Source organism: Flavobacteriaceae bacterium HL-DH10 (assembly GCA_031826515.1).
GTDB lineage: Bacteria > Bacteroidota > Bacteroidia > Flavobacteriales > Flavobacteriaceae > Thalassobellus > Thalassobellus suaedae.
On record CP134536.1, the window covers coordinates 2494193 to 2516003 of the forward strand.

The following is a 21811-nucleotide window of genomic DNA, read 5'->3' on the forward strand; positions in this document are numbered from 1 at the left end:
GGCCAATAATTATTGGCTCTTTTTAAATCCAAAAAAGCAATCCAACATCTATTATGGTCAAAACACAAAAAAGAAAATCGCCTAAAAATTGCTTTTTAGACGACCTCTTTTAAATTAATATTTTTTTGTGTACTATAGATTAGCTAACGGCTTCTTTAATACGTTTAATAGCTTCAATAATTTGTTCTTGAGAAGCGGCGTAAGAAATACGAATACAATCTGGATTTCCAAAAGCTTCACCAGTAACGGTTGCAACAAGAGCTTCTTCTAATAAGTATAAAGAAAAATCTGTAGCATTATTTATAGTCTTTCCACGAAGTGTTTTTCCGAAATAATAAGATACATTAGGGAAAACATAAAAAGCACCTTCTGGTGTATTTGATTTAAATCCTTCGACATCATTTAATAATCCTAAAATTAAATCGCGACGTACTTTAAACTCGTCAATCATGTATTGAACACGAGAAGGTGATTCGTTTAAAGCTGTGATTACTGCACGTTGCGCTATACAGTTAGCACCACTAGTAATTTGCCCTTGCATTTTGTTACAAGCACGAGCTATTTTTTCTGGTCCACCAATGTAGCCAATACGCCATCCTGTCATTGCAAATGCTTTAGAAACACCATTTACTGTAATGGTTCTGTCGTACATATCATCAAACTCTGCAATACTTGCATGACCACCAACATAGTTTATATGTTCGTAAATTTCATCAGAAACAACATATATGTTTGGGTATTTTGCTAATACATCTGCTAAACCTCTTAATTCTGCTTTACTATAAACAGAACCACTAGGGTTACAAGGCGAGCTAAACCACATCATTTTTGTATTTGGTGTAATAGCGGCTTCAAGTTGCTCTGGTGTCATTTTAAAATCGGTATCAATAGATGTTTTAACTTCTACAGGCACACCATCATTTAACTTAACAATATCTGCATAACTTACCCAGTAAGGGCATGGTAAAATAACTTCATCTCCTTTATTAAGCATAACAGCTGCTATATTAGCTAAAGCTTGTTTAGCTCCAGTAGATACAACAATTTGAGGTAGTGTATATGTTAAGTTGTTATCACGTTTAAATTTAGTAATAACAGCTTCTTTTAACTCTACATAGCCATCAACTGGTGTATACGAGTTATAATCTTCATTGATCGCTTTAATAGCTTCTTCTTTAATAAAGTCGGGAGTGTTAAAATCTGGTTCGCCTAAGCTTAACCCGATAATATCTTTTCCTTCTCCTCTAAGTTCTCTTGCTTTCGCAGCCATTGCTAAAGTGGCAGACGTAGCCATGTTTAAAATTCTTTCAGAAAGTAAACTCATTTTTTTTATTTGTTTATGATGGTATTTGTAAAGTTTAGGCTAAACTAGGTTTTTTACCTAGAGCCTTTAATTGGTTATAATGCTCTGAAACAGCTTTCCAAAATGTTTTGTATTCATTGTATGGTAAGCTAAATTCTTGAGCAGTTTCTTTAACTATTTTTGATATTTTACTGTAATGAACATGACTAATATTTGCAAACAAATGGTGTTCTACTTGCCTGTTTAATCCACCTGTATAAAATTCTACTATCCAGCTTTTAGGAGAGAAATTTGATGTGGTAAATAATTGGTGAATAGCCCAAGTGTTTTTCATGTTTCCATTTTCGTCTGGAGTAGGCATTTCGGTATTAGGCATTACGTGGGCTAACTGAAATATAACACTTAAAATAATGCCTGCCGTGTAATGCATAATTAAGAATCCTATTAAAACATGCCACCAAGCAAAACCTAATGATAGTGGTAAAACAACCCAAATAGAATAATAAATAATTTTTCCTATAATTAATTTAGTCCATTGTGTTGCAGGATGTGGAAGCTTACCATAGGCTAGCTTTCTTTTAAGATAGTTGTATGTTTGTATGAAATCGGTAGTAATAGCCCAATTTGCCGTTAATAAACCATATAAAAAGAAGGCATAATATTTTTGGTATTGATGAATTTTAAGCCATTTGGTGTGTTTAGAAAATCGAATAATTCTACCTGCATCAATATCTTCATCATGTCCTTGAATATTGGTGTAGGTATGGTGTAATACGTTGTGTTGTACTTTCCAATTGTAGTCGTTTCCAGCTAAAATATAAATACTACTTCCCATTAATTTGTTAACCCATTTTTTACTTGAAAAAGAGCCGTGGTTAGCATCGTGCATCACATTCATGCCAACACCAGCCATTCCAATCCCAACAATTATCATCAATAAAATTTGGGTCCAAGCAGGTAAGTCAATTGTTAATATTAAAACTACAGGAACAATGAGTAAAGCAAACATAACAATAGTTTTTATGTAGAGCTTCCAGTTGCCTGTGCGTTTAATATTATTCTCTTTAAAGTAATCATTAACACGCTTATTTAGCGTTTTAAAAAATTTGGCTGAGTCCGTTCTTGAAAAGGATAAAGCTTGTTTATTCATGCTATTAATTTTAAAAATACATACAGATTATTGTGTCTAAACCATATGCGGCGCAAAGATAGGTATAAACCAACTTAAGTAATAACGTTTTTTTGTAAAAATATGGATATAAAAAGTATATTTTTGTTGAAAATTTAACATTAATGGAACTTGTTTTAAAATATTTCCCAAATTTAACGAAAGACCAAATTGATAAATTCGAGACATTAGAATCGCTTTATCAAGATTGGAATTTGAAGATTAACGTGGTGTCAAGAAAAGATATTGACGAGCTTTATTTAAGGCATGTTTTACATTCATTAGGAATTGCTAAAGTTATATCTTTTAAAGATGGAAGTCGTATTTTGGATGTTGGTACAGGAGGTGGTTTCCCTGGAATACCTTTGGCAATTCTATTTCCCGAATGTAACTTTCACCTGGTGGATAGTATTGCAAAAAAATTAAAAGTAGTTGATGAGGTTGTTGAAGGATTAGGATTAACTAACGTTAAAACAACACATAGTCGTGTTGAAGACATTAATGAAACTTATGATTTTATAGTAAGTCGCGCAGTAGCAGCAATGCCAACATTTGTACATTGGGTAAAAGGGAAGATTGCTAAGCAACAAAATCACGACTTTAAAAATGGAATATTATATTTAAAAGGAGGCGACTTAACAGAAGAGCTTAAGGATTATAAAACGACTAAGGTTTATAATTTAAATGATTATTTTTCTGAAGATTTTTACGAAACTAAAAAAGTGGTGCATTTACCTTTAAAATTTAAAGGATAATTACTTCAATTTAATTAATTGATTCATGTTTTCGTTAAAATAGAAATATTGGTTTTGAAACCAGTACGTGTTTTTGTATTGTTCTATACTTGTAATTGTTTTACCAGGTACTAATATAGCATTTGCTCTATCAAAATTTAGTTTTGCATTAACAACATCATTTGTTTTATTATAGGCTATAGCGAGACCAAGGTAAGAATCAAAATCTACTGAATCAAATTCTATAGCAGTAGAAAAATCAGAAATAGCATCAATAAATTTCCCTAGAAATAGATTGGATGCTCCACGATGAAAATAAGCATAAGAATTATTTTTATTAAGCTTTAAAGAGTTATTAAAATCAGAGTTAGCTTCTTTGTAATAATTTATTTCCATTAAAAACACACCTCTGTTATAATATGAATCTGCATTGGGTTCAATCAAAACGGCTGTATTAAAATCTTGTATCGCATTTCGGTAATTTTCTAAAGCTTTATAAGCTGTAGCTCTTAAAGTATATGCGGTTGAATTATAAGGTACTTTTTTTATAAAACTAGTGAAATCTTTTATGGCATCTTCAAATTCTCCCAAATCAAGTTTAACACAGGCTAAGCTGTAATGTGCATCTAAAAAATTGTTATCTAGTTCCAATGCTTTGGCATAATCATTTTTTGCACCTTCAAAATCTTGCAAACTATATCTGGAGTTTCCTCTATTATAATAAGAGTCGGCATCTGGTTCGGTTACTATTATTTTTGAGTAATCTACAATAGCTCCGTGGTAATCGCCTAAATCATTTTTAGCAATTGCTCTATAAAAATAAGCGTCTAGTTTTTGGGGCTCTAATGCTATAGCTTTTGTGAATAATTCAATTTTTTCTTTTAAATCGGTGGTTTTAAGTCCTTGTCTAAGCAGTTTATTAGCTTGACTAAAACTGATTATTGGAAACACAAGAAGTATTAGAATAATGTTTTTTTTCATAGTTATAATAGCAACAAATAATATGCCGTTTTATAAGAATAAAGTTAGTGATATTTTTATTAGACTTTTTCTTATTAGAATTAATTTTTTTACATGGACGTAGAGTTTTATTCTATTATATAATTTACTTCTTTTTTTAATCATAGTTTTTGTAACAAAATAAAAATTTACGCATTTAATCGAATAAAAATGCTTTTTATCGATAAATTGTATTATGTTTGTCCCGATATTTTAACGAAGTTACTCGTTTCTTAGTTAAAATTTTATGTAATGCTATTAATAATTTATGTTTTAATTAAATATTATGAAAAGATTTTCTCTCACAAATCTTTCAAAAACTTTAGTTTTTGTATGCTTCTCACTGATCAGTTATTTTGGTAATTCACAAGATATCGAAGTTAATATTCTAGGTGGTTCAACCGTTACAGGGGGAGCAAGTATATCTATTTCTTCTGGTAATTCTATTTCTTTTAGAATAACAAACACTAGAACAGATTGTGATAAAGTTAAAATTGAAAGTATAAGTCTAACTAACACTACAGATTTTGAGATTTCAACTGATAAAATCCCGACAAATATAGACACAGAAAGCTGTAATGGGAAAACCAAGAAAATTGACTTTACTATTACTAATATTAGTGGTAATTGTGGTGCCAGTACAGATATTATTATTGAGGTTAAACAAGATCCAAATTTTACATTTACTTTTTCTATAAATGGAAATTCTGAAATTAACGTTTTAGGAGGGACTCCTTCTGCAGATATTCTTGATGGTTCTACCTTAACAAATTCAAGTAATGGAACTTATTTTGGTGTTGTAGATGACGGAGCAAGTGTTACGCGTTATTTTGTTATATCTAATACAGGAAGTTGTCCTCTTGATATTATAAATATTACCAATTCACCAACAGATCCGTTACCGCGTTATGATTTTACTGTGCCTACATATGTCCTACTATCTGATGGTGTAACGTCATCTGGTTTTACCACTAGTATAGACCCAGGTTCTTATGTTATTTTGCCAGTAACATTTACTGGTCCAGCTGGTGGTTTAGGAACATTAACCTCAACAATAAGTATAACCCACACAGTTAATACTACATTTACGTTTGATGTAAGTGCAGAAATGTTTAACTATAATATACCTGGACCAGGAGGAGTTACAGCTGATTTTCGACTATGGTTAAAGTCTACTAGAGGCATTACAACATCTGGTTCTAATATCACGGATTGGATTGATATAGGTACCAATGGAAAAGATGCAACTACAGTTTCAGGCAAAGAGCCAACATATTTAGATACAGCAACAGATAATATAAATTTTAATCCAGTAATAAAGTTTGAAAATGATGGAGGGGCTACAGAACAATATATGTACAACAATGACTCACCTCTAAGTGGGTTTTATAGTGCAGATATATTTATTGTAATGATTCCAGATGCATCGATGACAAATACTTCTTCAAGAAACACCATTTTTGCTAGTGTTGATTCAGAAACTACCGGGGATATTACTGGAGTTGGCTTTGGTGATTATTCTACTGAGTTTACAGACGAAACATTGTCTTATAATCAAGATGTTGCAGGGGGTGGAAGTTTTAATGGAGTGGCAGAGTTAAATACATCCTATTCTAATGTAGGTATAATAAATATTAGAAATAATACAATAAGTTCTCCAACTGGTCAAGAGATTTTATATAATTCTAATCTTTTATCAACATCTACAGTGTCTAATGCTTTTACTAATATAGAAGGTAATAAATATTGGATTGGCAAAAATTATGATGGAGTTGGCAACCTAAACGGGAGAGTCGCTGAAATTTTTACTTTTGGAACACGAGTTGATGCTAGTGGAAGGCAGAAAATAGAATCTTATTTAGCTGTTAAATATGGTATTACTTTAGGAGCCTCGACTGAAGCTCAAAAAGATTATATTAATTCTTTTGAAACTTCTGTGTGGGATGTGACATTAAACACAGGGTTTAATTATCATGTTGCTGGTATTGGTAGAGATGATAATTCCGATTTAAATCAAAAACAGTCAAAAACAATAAACACTACAAATGAAGTAACAATTGGGTTAAATGGTGTTTTTGATACTAACAGCGCAAATACGAATGAATTTAATGAGGATGGAGATTTTTTAGTTTGGGGTTGTAACAATAGCGCTTATACGGGTTCAAACACTAATACAATTACGATAGCTTCTGGTATTACAACTTCATTAACACGAATTGATAGGAAATGGAAAATTGTAGAATCTATTGAATCAGGTTCTGGAGGGGATGTTGAAAACGTATATGTCTCAATTCCAATCGATGCCTTTAATAGTTTTTCAAAAACTACAGATGAAGAATATGTATTAATAGTTGCAGATGACTCAAATTTTTCTGATGGTGATATTATAGATGTTATTCCTTTAAAGTCTGATGGAGCCGGAAACCTTAATATTTGGTATGATTTTGATGGAACCAAATATTTTACGTTTGGTAAAGCTCCTAAATTATCCGAAAAACATTCAGTTAGTTTTGCTTCTGGAGATTATATGGTTGGAGGAAATGCGCTTAATTTAAATATTAACGACTTTACCATTTCAGCTTGGATAAAAAATAATGCAGTAAGTGCGAATCCAAGAACGATTATGTCTAAAGGAAGTAAATTACAACTTAGACTTAATACAAGCAATCAAATAGAAGTTATGGTTGATGATGATTCAACACCTAGATTTACTTCTTCAATGATGATAAGTGATAGTAAATGGCATCAAATAACTTTTGTTTATATAAGCGGTACTATATTTTTGTATATAGACGGTGTTTTAGATAAGTCTGAGCAAAATATTTCTGCGCCGTCTCCAAATTTTAATCGATTTTCAATTGGTGCATTATATATAGATAAAAATACTGTTTCAAACCCATTTTTAGGAGAAATAGATGAGGTTTATGTTTGGGATCAAGGTTTAAGTGAAAGTGAAGTACGTTATCTTATGAACCAAGAAATAGAAAAGGTTACAGGTGATTATGTAAGTGGAAAAACAATTCCAACTACAGCTTCAAGTAATGAAGTGGCAGCCATATCTTGGAGTAAGCTTAAAGCGTATTATGATTTTAATTCGTTTTATGGAACAACAGTTGAAGGACTGGCTAATGATAGAACCTTTTTGCGAATAAAGTATTTAAATAAAAATAAAATGATTGTTGATTCTCAGACTACTCCATTACCTTATATTTCTGCTTCTAATGGCGTTTGGGATGATGATACGACTTGGAGTAATAATGTTGATCAAGTTATACCAAATTCGTTAAGTTTAGATGGTTCTACCAAAATTGATTGGAATATTGTAACGGTTAGCCATGATATTACTTCTGGCGATAGAGACATTTCGCTTTTAGGTTTAATACAAACAGAAGGAAAGTTAACTATTGCAGACCCTGTTGTTACATCTCCGGTTGAAAATAATACAGGTCAAGCATTAACAATTTCTCATTATTTAGAATTAGATGGTGTTATAGATTTAGTAGGCGAATCTCAATTAATACAAACCGAAGGTAGTATTCTTGATGCAGATAGTGGTGGTTATATAACGCGCGATCAACAAGGGACAGCAAATGCCTTTAATTATAATTACTGGTCGTCTTCGGTAGGTCCAATTAGCGGAGATACCTCAACAAGAGGAGTAGGTGTGTCTGCTACAAATACAAATTATACTGTTTCTGGGGTGTTAAATGATGGAACTGATGCTTCAGCTTATCAAAACCTGATGTTTAGTACAAGTCCTAATGTTGGCATTTCTATTCCCGAATCTGGTATCGCTAAAACAATCAGTACCTATTGGTTCTATAAATTTTATGGTGCTACAGATAGCTATAATTCTTGGGCAAAAATAGATGAACTATCTTCTTTACTTCCAGGTGAAGGTTTTACAATGAAAGGTGTATTACAAGGGGCTTCGGTAACAGATAATCAGAATTATGTATTTAAAGGTTTGCCTAATAATGGAGATATAACTCTAGCATTGAATAAAGTATCTGGTACAGGTGATGTTGATAGATTAATAGGGAATCCATATCCATCTGCTATAGATGCAACTGAATTTATATTAGATAACCTTAGTATTGCTGATGGTGGAAATAACACTAATGGAACTGTTTTTAACGGCGCATTATATTTTTGGGATCACTTTGGAGAAGAAAACTCACACTACTTAAGTAGTTATGTTGGAGGTTATGCTACTAGAAATTTAACAGGAGGAGCTGTAGCTATTTCAAATGATAGTAGGATTAACGATAATCTGAGAAAAGGAACCAAAGTGCCAGGGCAATATATATCTGTAAATCAAGGGTTCTTTGTGTCTACTGCTTTAGATGGTTTTGATAATGATAATGGAACTCCAATATTAACAGTTGATGGTGGGGATATTATATTTAAAAATAGTCAACGTGTGTTTGCAAGGGAAGACGGATCAACATCTTTGTTTTTTAAATCTTCAAAAACTAAAAAGACTAATAGTAGTGCGAAAAAGGATGTGAATGAAACACCAACCATAAAATTAATGTATGATTCTCCATTAGGTTATCACAGGCAAATTGTAGTTGGTTTAAAAGAGAGAGCTTCAAATGCATTTGATTTAGGCTATGACGCTTTTATGGCAGATGTAAATGTAGAAGACATGTATTGGGTATTTGATAATAATCAATTTGTTATTCAGGGTGTTAATAATTTTGAAGAATCTCAAGAACTTGCATTTGGGGTAGTTGTAAAAAAACCTGGTTTAGCATCTATTAAAATTGATGCTCTAGAAAATATTGATGCTAATAAACCTATATATATTAGTGATAATGTTACGGGAGAAGTTTCTGAAATAAATAGTAAGCCTTTTGAAGTTTATTTAGAAACAGGGACTTATAATGATAGATTTAAGCTTGTTTTTCAAAAAAACAACCAATCATTACAGGTTGATGAAGTTGAAAATATTGATAATATATTGGTGTATTTTGATTCAAAAGCTTCGCAATTAAAGATTGTTAATAAACAAAGGGGGTACTTGTCTCATGTTAAATTGTATAATATTTTAGGACAAAGTATTGAAGGTTTTGATGTAGATTCATCAAATAACATCTCTATTCCTTTGTATGTGAAAGCGGGTGCTTATATTGTGAAATTAGAAACAGAAAATGGTATGGTAAGTAAAAAAATAATTATCGAATAATTAATAATTGCCTTCCTTCCTAATTAGAGTCGTTTTTAATGATGGTTAAAGGTGTTTCTGTATCGCTAGCATAAAAAACAATTATCTCAGCAGGTTTGTTGCTTTTGTTTTCTCCGTAATGAAACTTATTAGGACTTATTTTGTTAATACACCAGTATGGATAACTAGATGTTTATGAACTTTCAATTTGGTGTTTGGGGGAATTGTGTGTTTTAAAAATGTTGGTTTTTTGTGAGTTTCAGCAAGTTTTATTCTGTTCACGAAGTTAAGCTCATGGGAGCATACACGAAAGTTTGTAAGAGCGGTTTACTATAATTTTCGTGTCGTTTAAATTAGTCCTGTCCCGAGTCCGATAGCAAGTAAAATAATCATTATTGTAACTGTCCATTGCACAAAGTTAAGAGTTACTTTCTTTAATAATTTACGTCCAATATATGCTCCTATAAACGCAGAAGAAACAGCAGTAATAAGAACCGTTAAGTTGTCTTCAATGTTGACACTTGACAAGCGGCTAAAGTAAACCGAAAGTCGTGTAAGGTCAACAAAACACGCAATGAGAATGCCTGTTGCAATAAAACTTTCTTTCGTCAAACCTGAACGAATAAGAAACATACTTCTCAATGCTCCTTGATTTCCTGATAATCCACCAAAGAAACCACTTATAAGTCCGCCAGCATATAATTTGTTTTCGCTGAATTGAATGTTTTTAAGAGTAGGAACAACTTCAAACAAAGCAAACACAATCATCAATGCTGAAATGATGAGTTTGATAATAGTAATAGAAAATAGTTTATCGTTAATGGTGTAGGTGTAAAGCGGTGAGTTGCTCGAAAACATTAGAAGAAGCTTCGCACCAATAAATGCACCGATAATTGCAGTTGAGCCAAACTTAATCCCTACCTGCCAATTAATTTGCTTACCAATCAAGCCGATTTTGAAAAAGTTGTTGAGCAAATGCACAATGCCTGTCAAGGCAATTGCAACCTCAACTGGAAAAAAAACAACAAGAACAGGTGTGAGAATTGTCCCAAGGCCAAAACCCGAAAAGAAGGTGAGTAAAGAAGCAACTAAAGCAACAAATGCGATGATAAAAATTTCCATATTCGTTTCAAGTTGTCAAAGTTTATTTTTTGGAGTAAAGTTTGATATTAGTAGGGTACACAAAAATTGCAACCAACGTCTTAATATGAAATCGTTTTTAATAGTTCGACTTCGCTCAGTACAGATTAAATATATCTAATATTAAACTAATTTAGATAATTTTTCTGGCTAAATCAAATCGATTAATTCTCTTAATTCAACAAAAAAAAACAGGCACCAAATATTATTGGTTGCCTGTTTTTTAAAATAAGATTCCTTTTTTGAAAGGAATTAATTTATTCTCCTAAAAACGGATAACGATAATCTGTTGGTGTTACAAACGTTTCTTTAATCATTCTTGGTGATACCCAGCGTAATAAGTTTTGTGGGCTACCAGCTTTATCGTTCGTTCCAGAGGCTCTAGCGCCACCAAAAGGTTGTTGTCCTACAACAGCACCTGTTGGTTTATCGTTTATATAGAAATTTCCAGCACAATTTTGTAAAGCTTCTGTTGCTTGCGTAACGGCGTATCTATCTTTAGATAAAATGGCGCCTGTTAATGCATAATCACTAGTTTCATCAACTAGTTTTAAGGTTTCAGCATACGCGTCATCTTCATAAACATATATGGTAATTACAGGTCCAAATAACTCGGTACACATGGTGGTGTATTTTGGGTTTGTAGTAACAATAACAGTAGGATCAATAAAGTAGCCTTTGCTTTTGTCGTAACCGCCACCAACAATAATGTCGGCATCACTATCTGCCTTAGCTTGATCGATGTATTTTGCCAATTTATCAAAAGAGCCTTCGTGTATTACAGCAGTAATAAAGTTACTCATGTCTTCAGGAGAGCCTATTTTAAACGAGTTAACATCTTCAATAACAAAGTTTTTTACTTCATTCCATAGACTTTTAGGTATGTAAGCTCTAGAAGCTGCACTACATTTCTGGCCTTGAAATTCAAATGCACCACGAACAATAGCCGTTGCTATTTGTTTCGGGTTAGCCGATTTGTGTGCTATAATAAAATCTTTACCACCAGTTTCTCCAACAATTCTTGGGTAGGTTTTATAGTTGTGAATATTGTTTCCTATTTGTTTCCAAAGTTCTTTAAAAATAAATGTGGAACCTGTAAAATGTAATCCAGAAAAATCTGGACTTGCCATAACAGTATTGGTAATCATTACAGGATCACCAAAAACAACATTAATAACTCCTGATGGAACGCCTGCTTCTTCAAAAACATCCATAATAACTTTAGCAGAATATATTTGGCTATCACTTGGTTTCCATACTACAACATTCCCCATTAATGCCATACATGCTGGTAAGTTTCCTGCAATGGCGGTAAAGTTAAAAGGGGTTACAGCATAGGTAAAACCTTCAAGCGGACGGTATTCAATACGGTTCCATGTTTCACTTGTGCTTTCTGGTTGTTCCATGTAAATGTCAGTCATAAACTGAACATTAAAACGCAAAAAGTCTATAAGTTCGCATGCGGCATCAATTTCAGCTTGATGTATGGTTTTAGATTGCGCCATCATTGTAGCAGCGTTTATTTTTGCTCGGTATGGTCCTGCAATAAGTTCGGCAGCTTTTAAAAAGACACCAGCACGTTGTTCCCAAGGTAGTTGCGACCAAGATTTTCTTGCTTCTAAGGCTGTAGAAATAGCGTCGTCTATATGTTTTTGTTCTGCTAAATGATAGGTTCCAACAATATGCTTATGGTCGTGTGGAGGCGACATGGTTCTAGTATCTCCTGTCTTAATGGCTTCGCCATTTATATATAAAGGAACGTCTACTTTGCTGTTAAACATGTCTTTATATGCTTTTAAAACAGCATCACGTTCTGGTGATCCAGGAGCATAAGATTTTACAGGTTCGTTTACAGCAATTGGTACGTTAAAAAAGCCTTTTCCCATGATATTTGATTTTTTGTTATTGAATATTCAGTAAATAGGGTGTAAATTTACGAATTTTCAAATGATTTATAGGTTGAACGTTTATTAAAAGCGCGTTAAATTTTATTTATTTTTTGTAAGTTGCCCATTCGTTTATAGACTACATTTTTATGTGTACAGTAACTCTTATCCCTAAAGGGAAAAATGATTTTGTTTTAACTTCTAACAGAGATGAAGCTCCAAGTAGAATATCATTAGCTTCAGATTTTTATGAAGTTGATAATACAACGCTACTATTTCCAAAAGATGAATTGTCTGGTGGTACATGGATTGGTGTAAGCGAAAAAAACAGATTGATTTGTGTGCTTAATGGCGGATTTGAATATCATGAACGAAAGAAAACTTATAGAATGAGTCGAGGCGTAGTCGCTAAAGATTTTATGGTAGCTGAAACTATTTTAGCTACGATTGACACCTATGATCTTCAAGATGTTGAGCCTTTTACCATGGTTATAGCAGATTGGAATGATGCTTTAAAATTCTATGAATTGGTTTGGGACGGTAAAGAAAAGCATTTTACAGTATTACCTTTAGAACCTAAAATTTGGTCGTCTTCAACTTTGTATAATAGCGCTATGAGAAATGAACGTTTAAAATGGTTTGAAAATTTTAAAACTGAAAATGCTTTAACAGCAAGTTCTTTATTAACATTTCATAAAACGGCAGGACAAGGTAATGACGATTATGGTGTTATTATGAATCGTGGATTTGTAAAAACAACTAGTATCACACAGGTTGAAAAGCAATGTGATGCCTTAGAAATGCGTTATGAAAACTTTCAAGATAATTTAGTAACTACAAAAACGCTAAAAACACCCCAAATAGTTAATGAATAATACGGGTATTATTTTAACCTTGGCGTATCCAGATACTATTGTTATGGTTTCTGAAGAATGGTTTTCTCCATTTTTACGATTTGTAGGTGTTGGTAAAAAGAATTATTTACGAGCAGGACATGCCGCATTGGTGTTAATTAATAAGGAAACGGGTGTTTTAGAATACCATGATTTTGGACGTTATATTACACCAGAACCCACAGGTAGGGTTAGAGGTCGTGATACCGATAATGAATTACATTTTCCTATAAAAGCCCAGATAGAAAACGAAACAATAAAAAACTTAGATGTCATTTTAGAGTTTTTAGCAACACATCCTAAATTAACTCATGGCGATGGAAAATTAGTAGCATCGGTTTGTAATGTGGTTGATTATGAAAAAGCCAGAACCCATATTACCAAAATGCAAAACAAGCATTTTATAAGATATGCGGCTTTTATTAAGGATGCTTGTAATTGTGCCCGTTTTGTTACCGATACTTTGATAGCGTCGGTAACCGATTTAAAGATGAAAAAAAATCTTGAAAATTCTAAATGGTTTACACCTAGTACGGTCGGTAATGTACTATTGTCAAATACTGGAGATTATGTTTTTGAAGTGTCTGAAACAGGTAAGATCTCAGAATTTAAAGGGTCTCAGAAAAGTGAAAACATGCGATGCTTTTTAGATAAATTGAAAGATCATAAACCTAACTTTATTGGAACATTAGAAGCTAAATCTGTTGATGGTTTACATGAAAAAGCACAGTGGTTATCTGGTATTGCAGCTGGTGCTTGGTTTGAATTGCATAAAGTTGGGCATGATGTAGAATACCATTTTAAGCGTATTTCTCCTCATGGAAATATTGATGTGCACGACAAGTTTGTTGTTGAAGATGATGCATTTGATTACGATTTAGAGTTTCAATTTGTGCATTATTCCAATTGTAAATTCTTTCATGTTGAGCAGAATGGAAAGGTTTTTAGGTTTGAAAGGGTTATATTATAAGGTTTAAAAAGGTTTTTAACTCAGTTCTTTGTTGGCATCAGGTTTTTTTTTGTCTGTTTCTTTAATTTAGGCTGATAAATTGCTGGCCACCAGCTCTGATAAAATTCAACAATGAATAGTGGTACAAGCCAAGAAAGCCAATCTCCGTCAACATAACGAACTATTGGGTCTTTGATGAAAGGAAGAATGTTTGTATCACCGACTGTATCAAGAATTCTTACAATCACAAAATAACTTGCACAAACAAAGCTCCTTGTCATAAATTGTCTGTGAGATTTGATGTTTTTATGAAGAACTGTCCACCAAGCAGAAAGGGTGAAAATCAGCCAAAGCGTCCCAACAAAAAATTTAGATGTCCATCCTGGCTCACAATTAGTACATTTTTGAAGGATGATATATAAAGTGAAAATTGAAATAATAGAACTCCAAATATAAATTTTACCTGCAATTCTGTGATAAGGCATAAACTTCCGTCTTAGAAAAGTCGAAAATTGCAAAGAGCCTAAAATAATTACTAAGCTGCCTCCCGTAATGTGTAAGATGAACCAAATGTGATTATCCCAAAATTCAGTTCCATAATCACTTGGGAACTTATTGTTTAAATATTTATAGATAAACCTTGTTACAAAAAGTATAGCAAAAACTGGAATTAGTGTCCTTACAATTATTAAAAGTATATGTTGATACTTCTGTTTCGTTGAGAGTCCTTTTTTTGTCATTAATTCTTATTTTTAAATTTCTATACAGTTAGAATGTCTTAATTTTATTTCAGGACGGGTCAAACTTATGGGTAGCGGTTGGTATAAGAATAGTAACTGGTTGCGGGGCATTTTCTTGTCAAGTTACAAGAAAGATAAAGCGGACAATAACCCTTTAATTTTATACTACCCCGGCTATTATTTTTATACATTGTAGGGTGCTGCCTTTTTTATTTATTTTCAAATTCTTTCCAAAGTCTTTCTATTAATTCAGCTGCTGTGGGAATATCTTTTATTTTACTTATGCCTTCTCCCGCATACATACACATGCTCTCTAAATCGCCAGTATCTCCTTCCACAGGCCTACGCGCTGAATACCTGTAAATATCACTACCAGATGCTGATTTTGCTATCACATCTCCTTCTCCCGGCTTATTTCCAATTAGAGGACATCCTTCGGCTTCCCAATTGAGAAATGTGTTCGTTCTTAACACTCTATGCATGGCATTCCAGTCCTTATTGTAACAATTGGTATAAACAGTACTGTTCTCTCCGGCTTCAAGTAGCTTTCGTGTGTAAATATCAGCCAGATTACTTTCTTTAGTGGTAATAAATCTGGTACCCATAACAACTCCAGCAGCTCCAATATGAATAGCTGCCCGAATATCCTCTCCTGTACTTATACCTCCAGAAACTAATACAGGTATTTCCCCGGCTACTTCTAATACCTGTGGCAATGCGTATTTGTTGTATTGTGTTGCCTGGATGTGTCCACCTGCTTCCAAACCTTGACAAATCAAAAAATCAGGTTTTAATTCCAATGCTTTTTCCGCATTATTTTTGCTCGATACCTGAATGCCAAATTTCGCACCGGCATTTCTTATTTTTGAAATAATTTCCAGACTCGGTAAACCCCATGAAAACTGAAAATATTTACAACCAGCTTCTATTACTTTATCTAATGATTTAGGCTCAAATTGAAGTATGTAATTAGCAAAATAATTTCCATTGGTTTTTAAACTCATTCGCTGAGCCTTTTTATAGGCAGAATCAGGAGATGACCATGTAAACTGGATGCATCCCATCCCTCCGAAATTGGCAATTGCAATTGCTAACTTTTCACCACCAGGAGCTGCCTGGAAAAATGGATATTTTAAATTGAATAAGGCTAAAAGTTTTTTACTGCTTTCGCTTAATTTACCAATCTCTTGTTTTTTTTCTTTTTCACTGGCTAGTGCATTTGAAGAAATGAATGCAGTTGATAATCCTATCCCGGCTAAAGAACTTTTTTTGAGAAAATTCCTCCTTGACGATTTGTTATCTTGATTTTCCATCTTTAAAGGTTTTTTATTTTATGGTTGCACCCAAAGGTCTCGTATAACCGTCAGTTACGGGTTAAAAGTTACTAAATTTCGGTTTGGCACTGACTTTAGCAATTCCGAGTGGATTCGGACGTAGTCGAATCCGCCGTAATTGCGGTTATACATTGTTGTGCCTAGTTTTTTCATTACAATCCAGAAATTTTATAAATTTTAGAACATATCATAGATATATTAAGTAAAAGTCTAAAGTGAATTCCGTTTATTATAGTTTTTTCGGTTTTACTTAATTTATATTCAATCTTGTCGTCAGGATTCATTATTTCAATATTATTTGCCCCTTGAATTGATTGAATGTAACATTCTTCAAAAAAATTGCTTAGTATTTTTGCATCGTATTCTACATTGTGAGCAATTGAATTCCTCAATCCGTTCAGTAATTTTAATAAGCGATAAAGTTGTGTATTTCCGTTTTCAAATAGTCCAAGTAACTTTGCGATTTCTAATTTATTTGAATATGTAAATCGTACTTTTTTAAAATTGACTTTCTTTTTTGCGAATTCATTGATATAATATTGAAGTGCCCATTCAGTCATTAAATGACCTTTCAAAATAAGGTTGTCCATATCTTTACAATCTAAAAGATGGTCAACATATAAATCAATTCTTGATGTTTTTTCTTTATCTGTACTCATTTTTCAAATTAGGCACAACTAAAGGATAAGTGTTGTTTTCGTAAAAATACTAAAAAAATAAATTATGAGTAATCAAATTCTTGTCGATGTTGAACGATTTTACCGTGTTCAATAGAAGTGAATTGTTTATGCTCCTCACAAAACGCAAGTAGTGAAATATTTATATTCAAGAGTTCCTTAATTAAAAAGTGGACCAACGAATAAAGTCCGATTTAATTGGCGAACGCTCAATTTGTTGATGGAATTTATAATGCTTTAGAATAACTCGAACTTTCAAACTTGCTGTCATTCCTGCGCAGGGAGGAATCCATTCTTTAAAAAAAATAAAGATTTTAGTTTATAGCAAACTTAGCACTTAGCTTAAATGTAGGAATTATAACTTCAAAGTTTTTGGTAGTAGTAAAGTTTACCATATTATAATGACCTTGCATAGCGCCAAAAGGAGAAGTAAGTAAGCAACCAGAAGTATACGTGTGAGATTCGCCAGGATTTAAAACAGGTTTTTTACCAATAACACCTTCGCCAGAAACGACTTCTACATTGTTTAATGCATCTAGTATTTCCCAATGGCGTGCGTTAAGTTGCACGGAGTCTTTGCTTTGGTTTTCAATAGTTACGGTATATGCAAAGGCGTATTGTATTTTATAATTTTTATAAAATGAACCTTCGTAGTTTGTTTCTACCGAAATTTTAATACCGCTGGTAACTTGTTGAACCATTATTAGTTATTAATGTAAATAAGTGTTTACAGTTGCTAAAATAATAAATATTAAGTGGTTAGTGTTAAAAAATAGTGTGATTAATGTATAAATTAGTTGAAATGCAAAAACAGATAGCTTAATTTGAGATATTAACAGAGTTACCTTCTCCTATTCCTATAATTTTATCGTAACGTGCGCCTAAATCTCTGTAATAAATAATGACTTTGTAATTATTTTCGGTTTGGTAATAGTTGCCGCTAATGGCACCTTCATCAAAAGTATAATCATTATTTACTACAATATACTTATAATTATAAAATCCTTGTTTTAATAGTAGGGTATTTGTAAAAATATTTTCTGCTGCGTTGTAGGTCATCTTTGTGCTCTCATCAATAGCGTAATTATTGAAATTTCCATAAATATGAACGGTTTTGTCTTTTAAATAATCGCTACCTAATAATGAAAAATGCATCCAAACATAATCGGATTCTATATTTGGGTTATCTGCATCAACATTAGTTATAACATAATTACCATTAATGTCTGGGTTGTATGTGTAAGGTTTATTTATTCTTTCAACATTGGTAAATAAATAATTATGATATAAATCTTTTAAATCTATAAACTGAATACCTGTATTGGCAGCACGTACATCTTTGTTTTCAAAATATAAATATTCGTTACCTCCCCAAAAACTAGTTTCATTATCGTACTTATAAATAAGTTTATTGCCAATAGTATAAAGTGGTTTTAGGTTTGAAATAGCAGTATTTAAATTATTGTTTTGAACAATTAAAGCTTTTACTGTTTGTTTGGGATTGTTAAATTGCATGCTCTCGGATGATACAATAATATCAACACGTTGTTTTTCTTCAATAAATTCAATATTTCTAGTGCGTTTTATATTAACACCAACATTAACTTTGTCTTCATAAATCATGAATTTTCTTGAAAAGACCAATGCATCATCATTATTATAAATGGAAAGCATATAATTTCCAGATACTTTTAGTCTTTTAGTTTGTGCATTTGGAATGGTTAATTTGTAATGAGAATATATTTGATAGGTGTTGTATGAATTTTCGTAATTTCTAATCCGCTGGTTGTCAAAACCATCTAAAAATTCAGATTTCATTAAAGCCGAAGGTGTCCAATCATAATTAAAATGATCAATTTTATAGTAGAAATCTGCTTCATCACCATTTAAAGCATCAAATTCAAGAATGACATACTCCCCTAATTTTAGAATAGGTAATTGAGTTTCAGGTGTGTTGCCTTTAAAGGTTATCGTTTTTATATAGTCTGGTGGATTTAATTCTTGAATTTGGGAAAATCCTAAAAGCGAAAAAAGGAATAGAAAGATAGTATATTTGATGTTTTGTTTCATTTAATTATGATAATATGATGTAAATATATGCAAATTTTATGCCTTAATATTATTTGATTATTTAGAATGGGTACAAATAATAAACAACAAAAAACATTTTCTTTTTTTACTGAAGAAATTCGTATTTTTGCCCCGATTTTTAGACAACTAATTTCAATAAAATAAATATGTCAAACGACATTCGTATTAAAAAAGGTCTGGACATTAATCTTATAGGCGAAGCTGAAAAAATCGTAGAAAAAGCGATTGTTAGTAACTACTGCATTATAAGACCAGAAGATTTTCACGGCGTTATTCCAAAACTTGTTGCAAAAGAGGGTACTTCAGTAGAAGCTGGAGGCACTTTGTTTTTCGATAAATCTCATGAAGCAGTTAAGTTTTCTTCACCAGTTTCGGGGAAAGTAATAGAAGTACAACGTGGACCAAAAAGACGCATTGATGCTATTAAAATTGAAGCAGATAAAACACAATCTTATGTAGATTATGGTGCTTTTAATTTAGAAACAGCAAAACCAGAAGCTATTAAAGCTCATTTGTTAGCTTCGGGCTGTTGGCCATTTGTTAAACAACGTCCATATGATGTAATTGCAAATCCAGATAAATCGCCAAAAGCGATATTTATTTCTGGTTATGCTAGCGCACCTTTGGCTGCCGATTTAGATTTTACCTTAAAAGGAAAAGAAGCAGAATTGCAAGCAGCAGTTACAGCTTTAAGTAAACTTACTGAAGGTAAAGTGCATATTTCGGTTGGTAGTTCTAATTCTCCACTTGCTGGTTTATCAGGAGCAACTATTCATAAAGTCTCAGGACCACATCCTTCAGGTAATGTTGGTACCCTAATTAATAAAATTGACCCTATAAATAAAGGTGAAGTTGTTTGGACTGTGAATGCTCAAGACCTAGTTATTATTGGTGAGTTATTACTAACTGGAAAGTTTAATGCAGAACGTATAATGGCTTTAGTTGGCTCTTCAGTTGAAAAACCAAGATATTTTATTACTAAAATAGGTAGCGAAATAGCGACAATTGTTTATGATAAAGGTATTGCTAAAGATGCTAACGATCGCATTATTTCTGGGAATGTATTATCAGGAAAACAAGTAAGACCAGATGGTGTTTTAGATTATTATAGTAATGTAATTTCTATCATTCCAGAAGGTGATGATTATGAGTTTTTTGGTTGGACTAAACCTGTTTTTAATAAAGTTTCTACCTCTAGAGCGTTAACCTTTTCGTGGTTAACTCCTAAAAAGAAATACGATTTAAATACCAATACAAATGGTGAGCATCGTGCTTTTGTTACTACAGGTACCTATGAAGCCGTTTTTCCTTTAGATATTTATCCAATGCAAATTTTAAAAGCTTGTATGTATAAAGATTTAGATGAAATGGAAGCTTTAGGTATGTACGAAGTAGCACCTGAAGATTTTGCATTAACAGAATTTGTTTGTGTATCTAAACAACCACATCAAAAAATAATTAGAGAAGGTTTAGACTTAATGCTTAAAGAGATAGGATAATGGGTTTAAAAGAAAAATTACATAGTTTTAAGGAAAAGAATAAAAGCAAAAAGTGGTTGCCAGCATTTTCTGCAATCCACACGTTTTTATACTTACCAAACGAGACCACACATAATGGAACTCATATAAAAGCAGCCGATGATTTAAAGCGTACCATGAATACCGTTATTATGGCAATGGTACCTTGTTTAATTTTCGGAATGTTTAATGCGGGGTATCAGCATAATGTTCAGATTGGAGATATTCAAGCAGTAACATCAGGTTTCTTTAGTTCAGAATTTTGGATTATGGATAACTTCTTAATTGGTTTCTGGAAAATATTACCATTAGTTATTGTGTCTTATGGAGTAGGTTTAGGAATTGAATTTATATTCGCAATTATAAAACAACACGAAGTAGAGGAAGGGTATTTAGTAACAGGAATGTTAGTGCCTTTAATTGTACCTGTTGATATTCCATTATGGATGCTTGCTGTTGCAGTAGTGTTTGGAGTTGTTATAGGTAAAGAAGTTTTTGGAGGTACAGGAATGAATATTTTAAATCCTGCACTTACTATTAGAGCCTTTTTATTCTTTGCATATCCAACGTGGATGTCTGGTGATAAAGTTTGGGTTGAAGGTGCTGTTGAAAGAACTAACGAAATTGCTGCAGGTGCAAATTTAGATGCTATTTCTGGTGAAACCATTTTAGGTACACTGGCACAAGGAAAAGAGATTGCGTATTCTGTATCAGATATGTTTTTAGGTTTTATACCTGGTTCTGTTGGAGAAACATCTGCACTTTTAATAGTATTGGGAGGATTGTTTTTAATCTTCACTAAAATTGGAAGTTGGAGAATCATGTTGTCTTCTGCTCTTGGAGCCTTAGTAATGGGGATAATATTTAATCAAATTGTTGATGCTGGTATAATTTCAGAAGGTAGTAAGTTTTACGGTTTAATGAGTACTACATTTTGGCATCACTTACTTATTGGTGGTTTTGCTTTTGGTACCGTATTTATGGCAACCGACCCTGTTACGGCATCACAAACCAATAAAGGAAAATGGATTTACGGATTTTTAATAGGATTTTTATCGATTTTAATTAGAGTCTTTAATCCTGCATATCCAGAAGGTGTTATGTTAGCTATTCTCTTAATGAATGTATTTGCACCAACTATCGACCACTATGTGGTTCAAGGAAATGTGAAACAAAGAAAGAAACGTTTAAAAGCAAAAACAGTCTAACG

17 protein-coding genes are annotated in these 21811 nt (G+C 32.5%); 7 read left to right on the forward strand and 10 right to left on the reverse strand.

Annotated features, from left to right (window positions below; translation table 11 throughout):
* Positions 1-139: 139 nt before the first annotated feature.
* Positions 140-1324 (reverse strand): pyridoxal phosphate-dependent aminotransferase, encoded by a 1185-nt coding sequence (locus RHP49_10645; GenBank protein ID WNH11364.1) that lies wholly within the window; start codon positions 1322-1324, stop codon positions 140-142.
* 34 nt (positions 1325-1358) lie between these two features.
* Positions 1359-2453 carry an acyl-CoA desaturase gene (locus RHP49_10650; GenBank protein WNH11365.1) on the reverse strand — a complete coding sequence of 365 codons (1095 nt, stop codon included), beginning with the start codon at positions 2451-2453 and terminating at the stop codon, positions 1359-1361.
* A gap of 143 nt (positions 2454-2596) precedes the next feature.
* On the opposite strand from RHP49_10650, the gene rsmG reads away from it, so the two are divergent.
* A complete protein-coding gene (gene rsmG, locus RHP49_10655) occupies positions 2597-3226 on the forward strand; it encodes a 16S rRNA (guanine(527)-N(7))-methyltransferase RsmG (protein ID WNH11366.1) in 630 nt (209 codons plus the stop codon).
* On the opposite strand, the gene RHP49_10660 is transcribed toward rsmG, so the two are convergent.
* On the reverse strand, positions 3227-4186 hold the full coding sequence (locus RHP49_10660) for a tetratricopeptide repeat protein (GenBank protein WNH11367.1): 960 nt from the start codon (positions 4184-4186) through the stop codon (positions 3227-3229).
* 304 nt (positions 4187-4490) lie between these two features.
* Here RHP49_10660 and RHP49_10665 point away from each other — a divergent pair, with 304 nt between their 5' ends.
* Positions 4491-9395 carry a LamG-like jellyroll fold domain-containing protein gene (locus RHP49_10665; protein ID WNH11368.1) on the forward strand — a complete coding sequence of 1635 codons (4905 nt, stop codon included), beginning with the start codon at positions 4491-4493 and terminating at the stop codon, positions 9393-9395.
* A gap of 327 nt (positions 9396-9722) precedes the next feature.
* Here RHP49_10665 and RHP49_10670 read toward each other — a convergent pair whose 3' ends face one another.
* Positions 9723-10496 carry a sulfite exporter TauE/SafE family protein gene (locus tag RHP49_10670; GenBank protein WNH11369.1) on the reverse strand — a complete coding sequence of 258 codons (774 nt, stop codon included), beginning with the start codon at positions 10494-10496 and terminating at the stop codon, positions 9723-9725.
* Between the two features lie 275 nt (positions 10497-10771).
* Positions 10772-12400 (reverse strand): L-glutamate gamma-semialdehyde dehydrogenase, encoded by a 1629-nt coding sequence (gene pruA, locus RHP49_10675; protein WNH11370.1) that lies wholly within the window; start codon positions 12398-12400, stop codon positions 10772-10774.
* Between the two features lie 149 nt (positions 12401-12549).
* Between pruA and RHP49_10680 the strand changes: the two genes are divergently transcribed.
* Both RHP49_10680 and RHP49_10685 read left to right on the forward strand, forming a co-directional pair.
* The gene (locus RHP49_10680) at positions 12550-13275 is read left to right on the forward strand and encodes an NRDE family protein (GenBank protein ID WNH11371.1); all 726 of its coding nucleotides are present in this window, start codon (positions 12550-12552) and stop codon (positions 13273-13275) included.
* Positions 13268-14263 (forward strand): hypothetical protein, encoded by a 996-nt coding sequence (locus tag RHP49_10685; GenBank protein ID WNH11372.1) that lies wholly within the window; start codon positions 13268-13270, stop codon positions 14261-14263. The genes RHP49_10680 and RHP49_10685 overlap by 8 nt, the downstream gene beginning before the upstream one ends.
* Before the next feature lie 20 nt (positions 14264-14283).
* On the opposite strand, the gene RHP49_10690 is transcribed toward RHP49_10685, so the two are convergent.
* Positions 14284-14982 carry a DUF2306 domain-containing protein gene (locus RHP49_10690; GenBank protein WNH11373.1) on the reverse strand — a complete coding sequence of 233 codons (699 nt, stop codon included), beginning with the start codon at positions 14980-14982 and terminating at the stop codon, positions 14284-14286.
* Between the two features lie 209 nt (positions 14983-15191).
* On the reverse strand, positions 15192-15986 hold the full coding sequence (locus RHP49_10695) for a nitronate monooxygenase (GenBank protein WNH11374.1): 795 nt from the start codon (positions 15984-15986) through the stop codon (positions 15192-15194).
* A gap of 70 nt (positions 15987-16056) precedes the next feature.
* Here RHP49_10695 and RHP49_10700 point away from each other — a divergent pair, with 70 nt between their 5' ends.
* Positions 16057-16287 carry a hypothetical protein gene (locus RHP49_10700; protein WNH11375.1) on the forward strand — a complete coding sequence of 77 codons (231 nt, stop codon included), beginning with the start codon at positions 16057-16059 and terminating at the stop codon, positions 16285-16287.
* Between the two features lie 181 nt (positions 16288-16468).
* Here RHP49_10700 and RHP49_10705 read toward each other — a convergent pair whose 3' ends face one another.
* From RHP49_10705 to RHP49_10715, 3 genes are all read right to left on the reverse strand, one after another.
* On the reverse strand, positions 16469-16975 hold the full coding sequence (locus RHP49_10705; protein WNH11376.1) for a hypothetical protein: 507 nt from the start codon (positions 16973-16975) through the stop codon (positions 16469-16471).
* Positions 16976-17307: 332 nt separating this feature from the next.
* On the reverse strand, positions 17308-17694 hold the full coding sequence (gene apaG / locus RHP49_10710) for a Co2+/Mg2+ efflux protein ApaG (GenBank protein WNH11377.1): 387 nt from the start codon (positions 17692-17694) through the stop codon (positions 17308-17310).
* A gap of 118 nt (positions 17695-17812) precedes the next feature.
* A complete protein-coding gene (locus RHP49_10715; GenBank protein ID WNH11378.1) occupies positions 17813-19063 on the reverse strand; it encodes a DUF5103 domain-containing protein in 1251 nt (416 codons plus the stop codon).
* 167 nt (positions 19064-19230) lie between these two features.
* Here RHP49_10715 and RHP49_10720 point away from each other — a divergent pair, with 167 nt between their 5' ends.
* Together RHP49_10720 and RHP49_10725 are read left to right on the forward strand one after the other, a co-directional pair.
* The gene (locus tag RHP49_10720) at positions 19231-20583 is read left to right on the forward strand and encodes a Na(+)-translocating NADH-quinone reductase subunit A (protein WNH11379.1); all 1353 of its coding nucleotides are present in this window, start codon (positions 19231-19233) and stop codon (positions 20581-20583) included.
* On the forward strand, positions 20583-21809 hold the full coding sequence (locus RHP49_10725; protein WNH11380.1) for an NADH:ubiquinone reductase (Na(+)-transporting) subunit B: 1227 nt from the start codon (positions 20583-20585) through the stop codon (positions 21807-21809). The genes RHP49_10720 and RHP49_10725 overlap by 1 nt, the downstream gene beginning before the upstream one ends.
* The last annotated feature ends 2 nt before the right edge of the window (positions 21810-21811 follow it).

Coding starts and splice junctions, on each gene's coding strand:
- RHP49_10645 (WNH11364.1), bottom strand. CDS start 1,324: ATGAGTTTACTTTCTGAAAGAATTTTAAACATGGCTACGTCTGCCACT.
- RHP49_10650 (WNH11365.1), bottom strand. CDS start 2,453: ATGAATAAACAAGCTTTATCCTTTTCAAGAACGGACTCAGCCAAATTT.
- rsmG (WNH11366.1), top strand. CDS start 2,597: ATGGAACTTGTTTTAAAATATTTCCCAAATTTAACGAAAGACCAAATT.
- RHP49_10660 (WNH11367.1), bottom strand. CDS start 4,186: ATGAAAAAAAACATTATTCTAATACTTCTTGTGTTTCCAATAATCAGT.
- RHP49_10665 (WNH11368.1), top strand. CDS start 4,491: ATGAAAAGATTTTCTCTCACAAATCTTTCAAAAACTTTAGTTTTTGTA.
- RHP49_10670 (WNH11369.1), bottom strand. CDS start 10,496: ATGGAAATTTTTATCATCGCATTTGTTGCTTTAGTTGCTTCTTTACTC.
- pruA (WNH11370.1), bottom strand. CDS start 12,400: ATGGGAAAAGGCTTTTTTAACGTACCAATTGCTGTAAACGAACCTGTA.
- RHP49_10680 (WNH11371.1), top strand. CDS start 12,550: ATGTGTACAGTAACTCTTATCCCTAAAGGGAAAAATGATTTTGTTTTA.
- RHP49_10685 (WNH11372.1), top strand. CDS start 13,268: ATGAATAATACGGGTATTATTTTAACCTTGGCGTATCCAGATACTATT.
- RHP49_10690 (WNH11373.1), bottom strand. CDS start 14,982: ATGACAAAAAAAGGACTCTCAACGAAACAGAAGTATCAACATATACTT.
- RHP49_10695 (WNH11374.1), bottom strand. CDS start 15,986: ATGAGTTTAAAAACCAATGGAAATTATTTTGCTAATTACATACTTCAA.
- RHP49_10705 (WNH11376.1), bottom strand. CDS start 16,975: ATGAGTACAGATAAAGAAAAAACATCAAGAATTGATTTATATGTTGAC.
- apaG (WNH11377.1), bottom strand. CDS start 17,694: ATGGTTCAACAAGTTACCAGCGGTATTAAAATTTCGGTAGAAACAAAC.
- RHP49_10715 (WNH11378.1), bottom strand. CDS start 19,063: ATGAAACAAAACATCAAATATACTATCTTTCTATTCCTTTTTTCGCTT.
- RHP49_10720 (WNH11379.1), top strand. CDS start 19,231: ATGTCAAACGACATTCGTATTAAAAAAGGTCTGGACATTAATCTTATA.
- RHP49_10725 (WNH11380.1), top strand. CDS start 20,583: ATGGGTTTAAAAGAAAAATTACATAGTTTTAAGGAAAAGAATAAAAGC.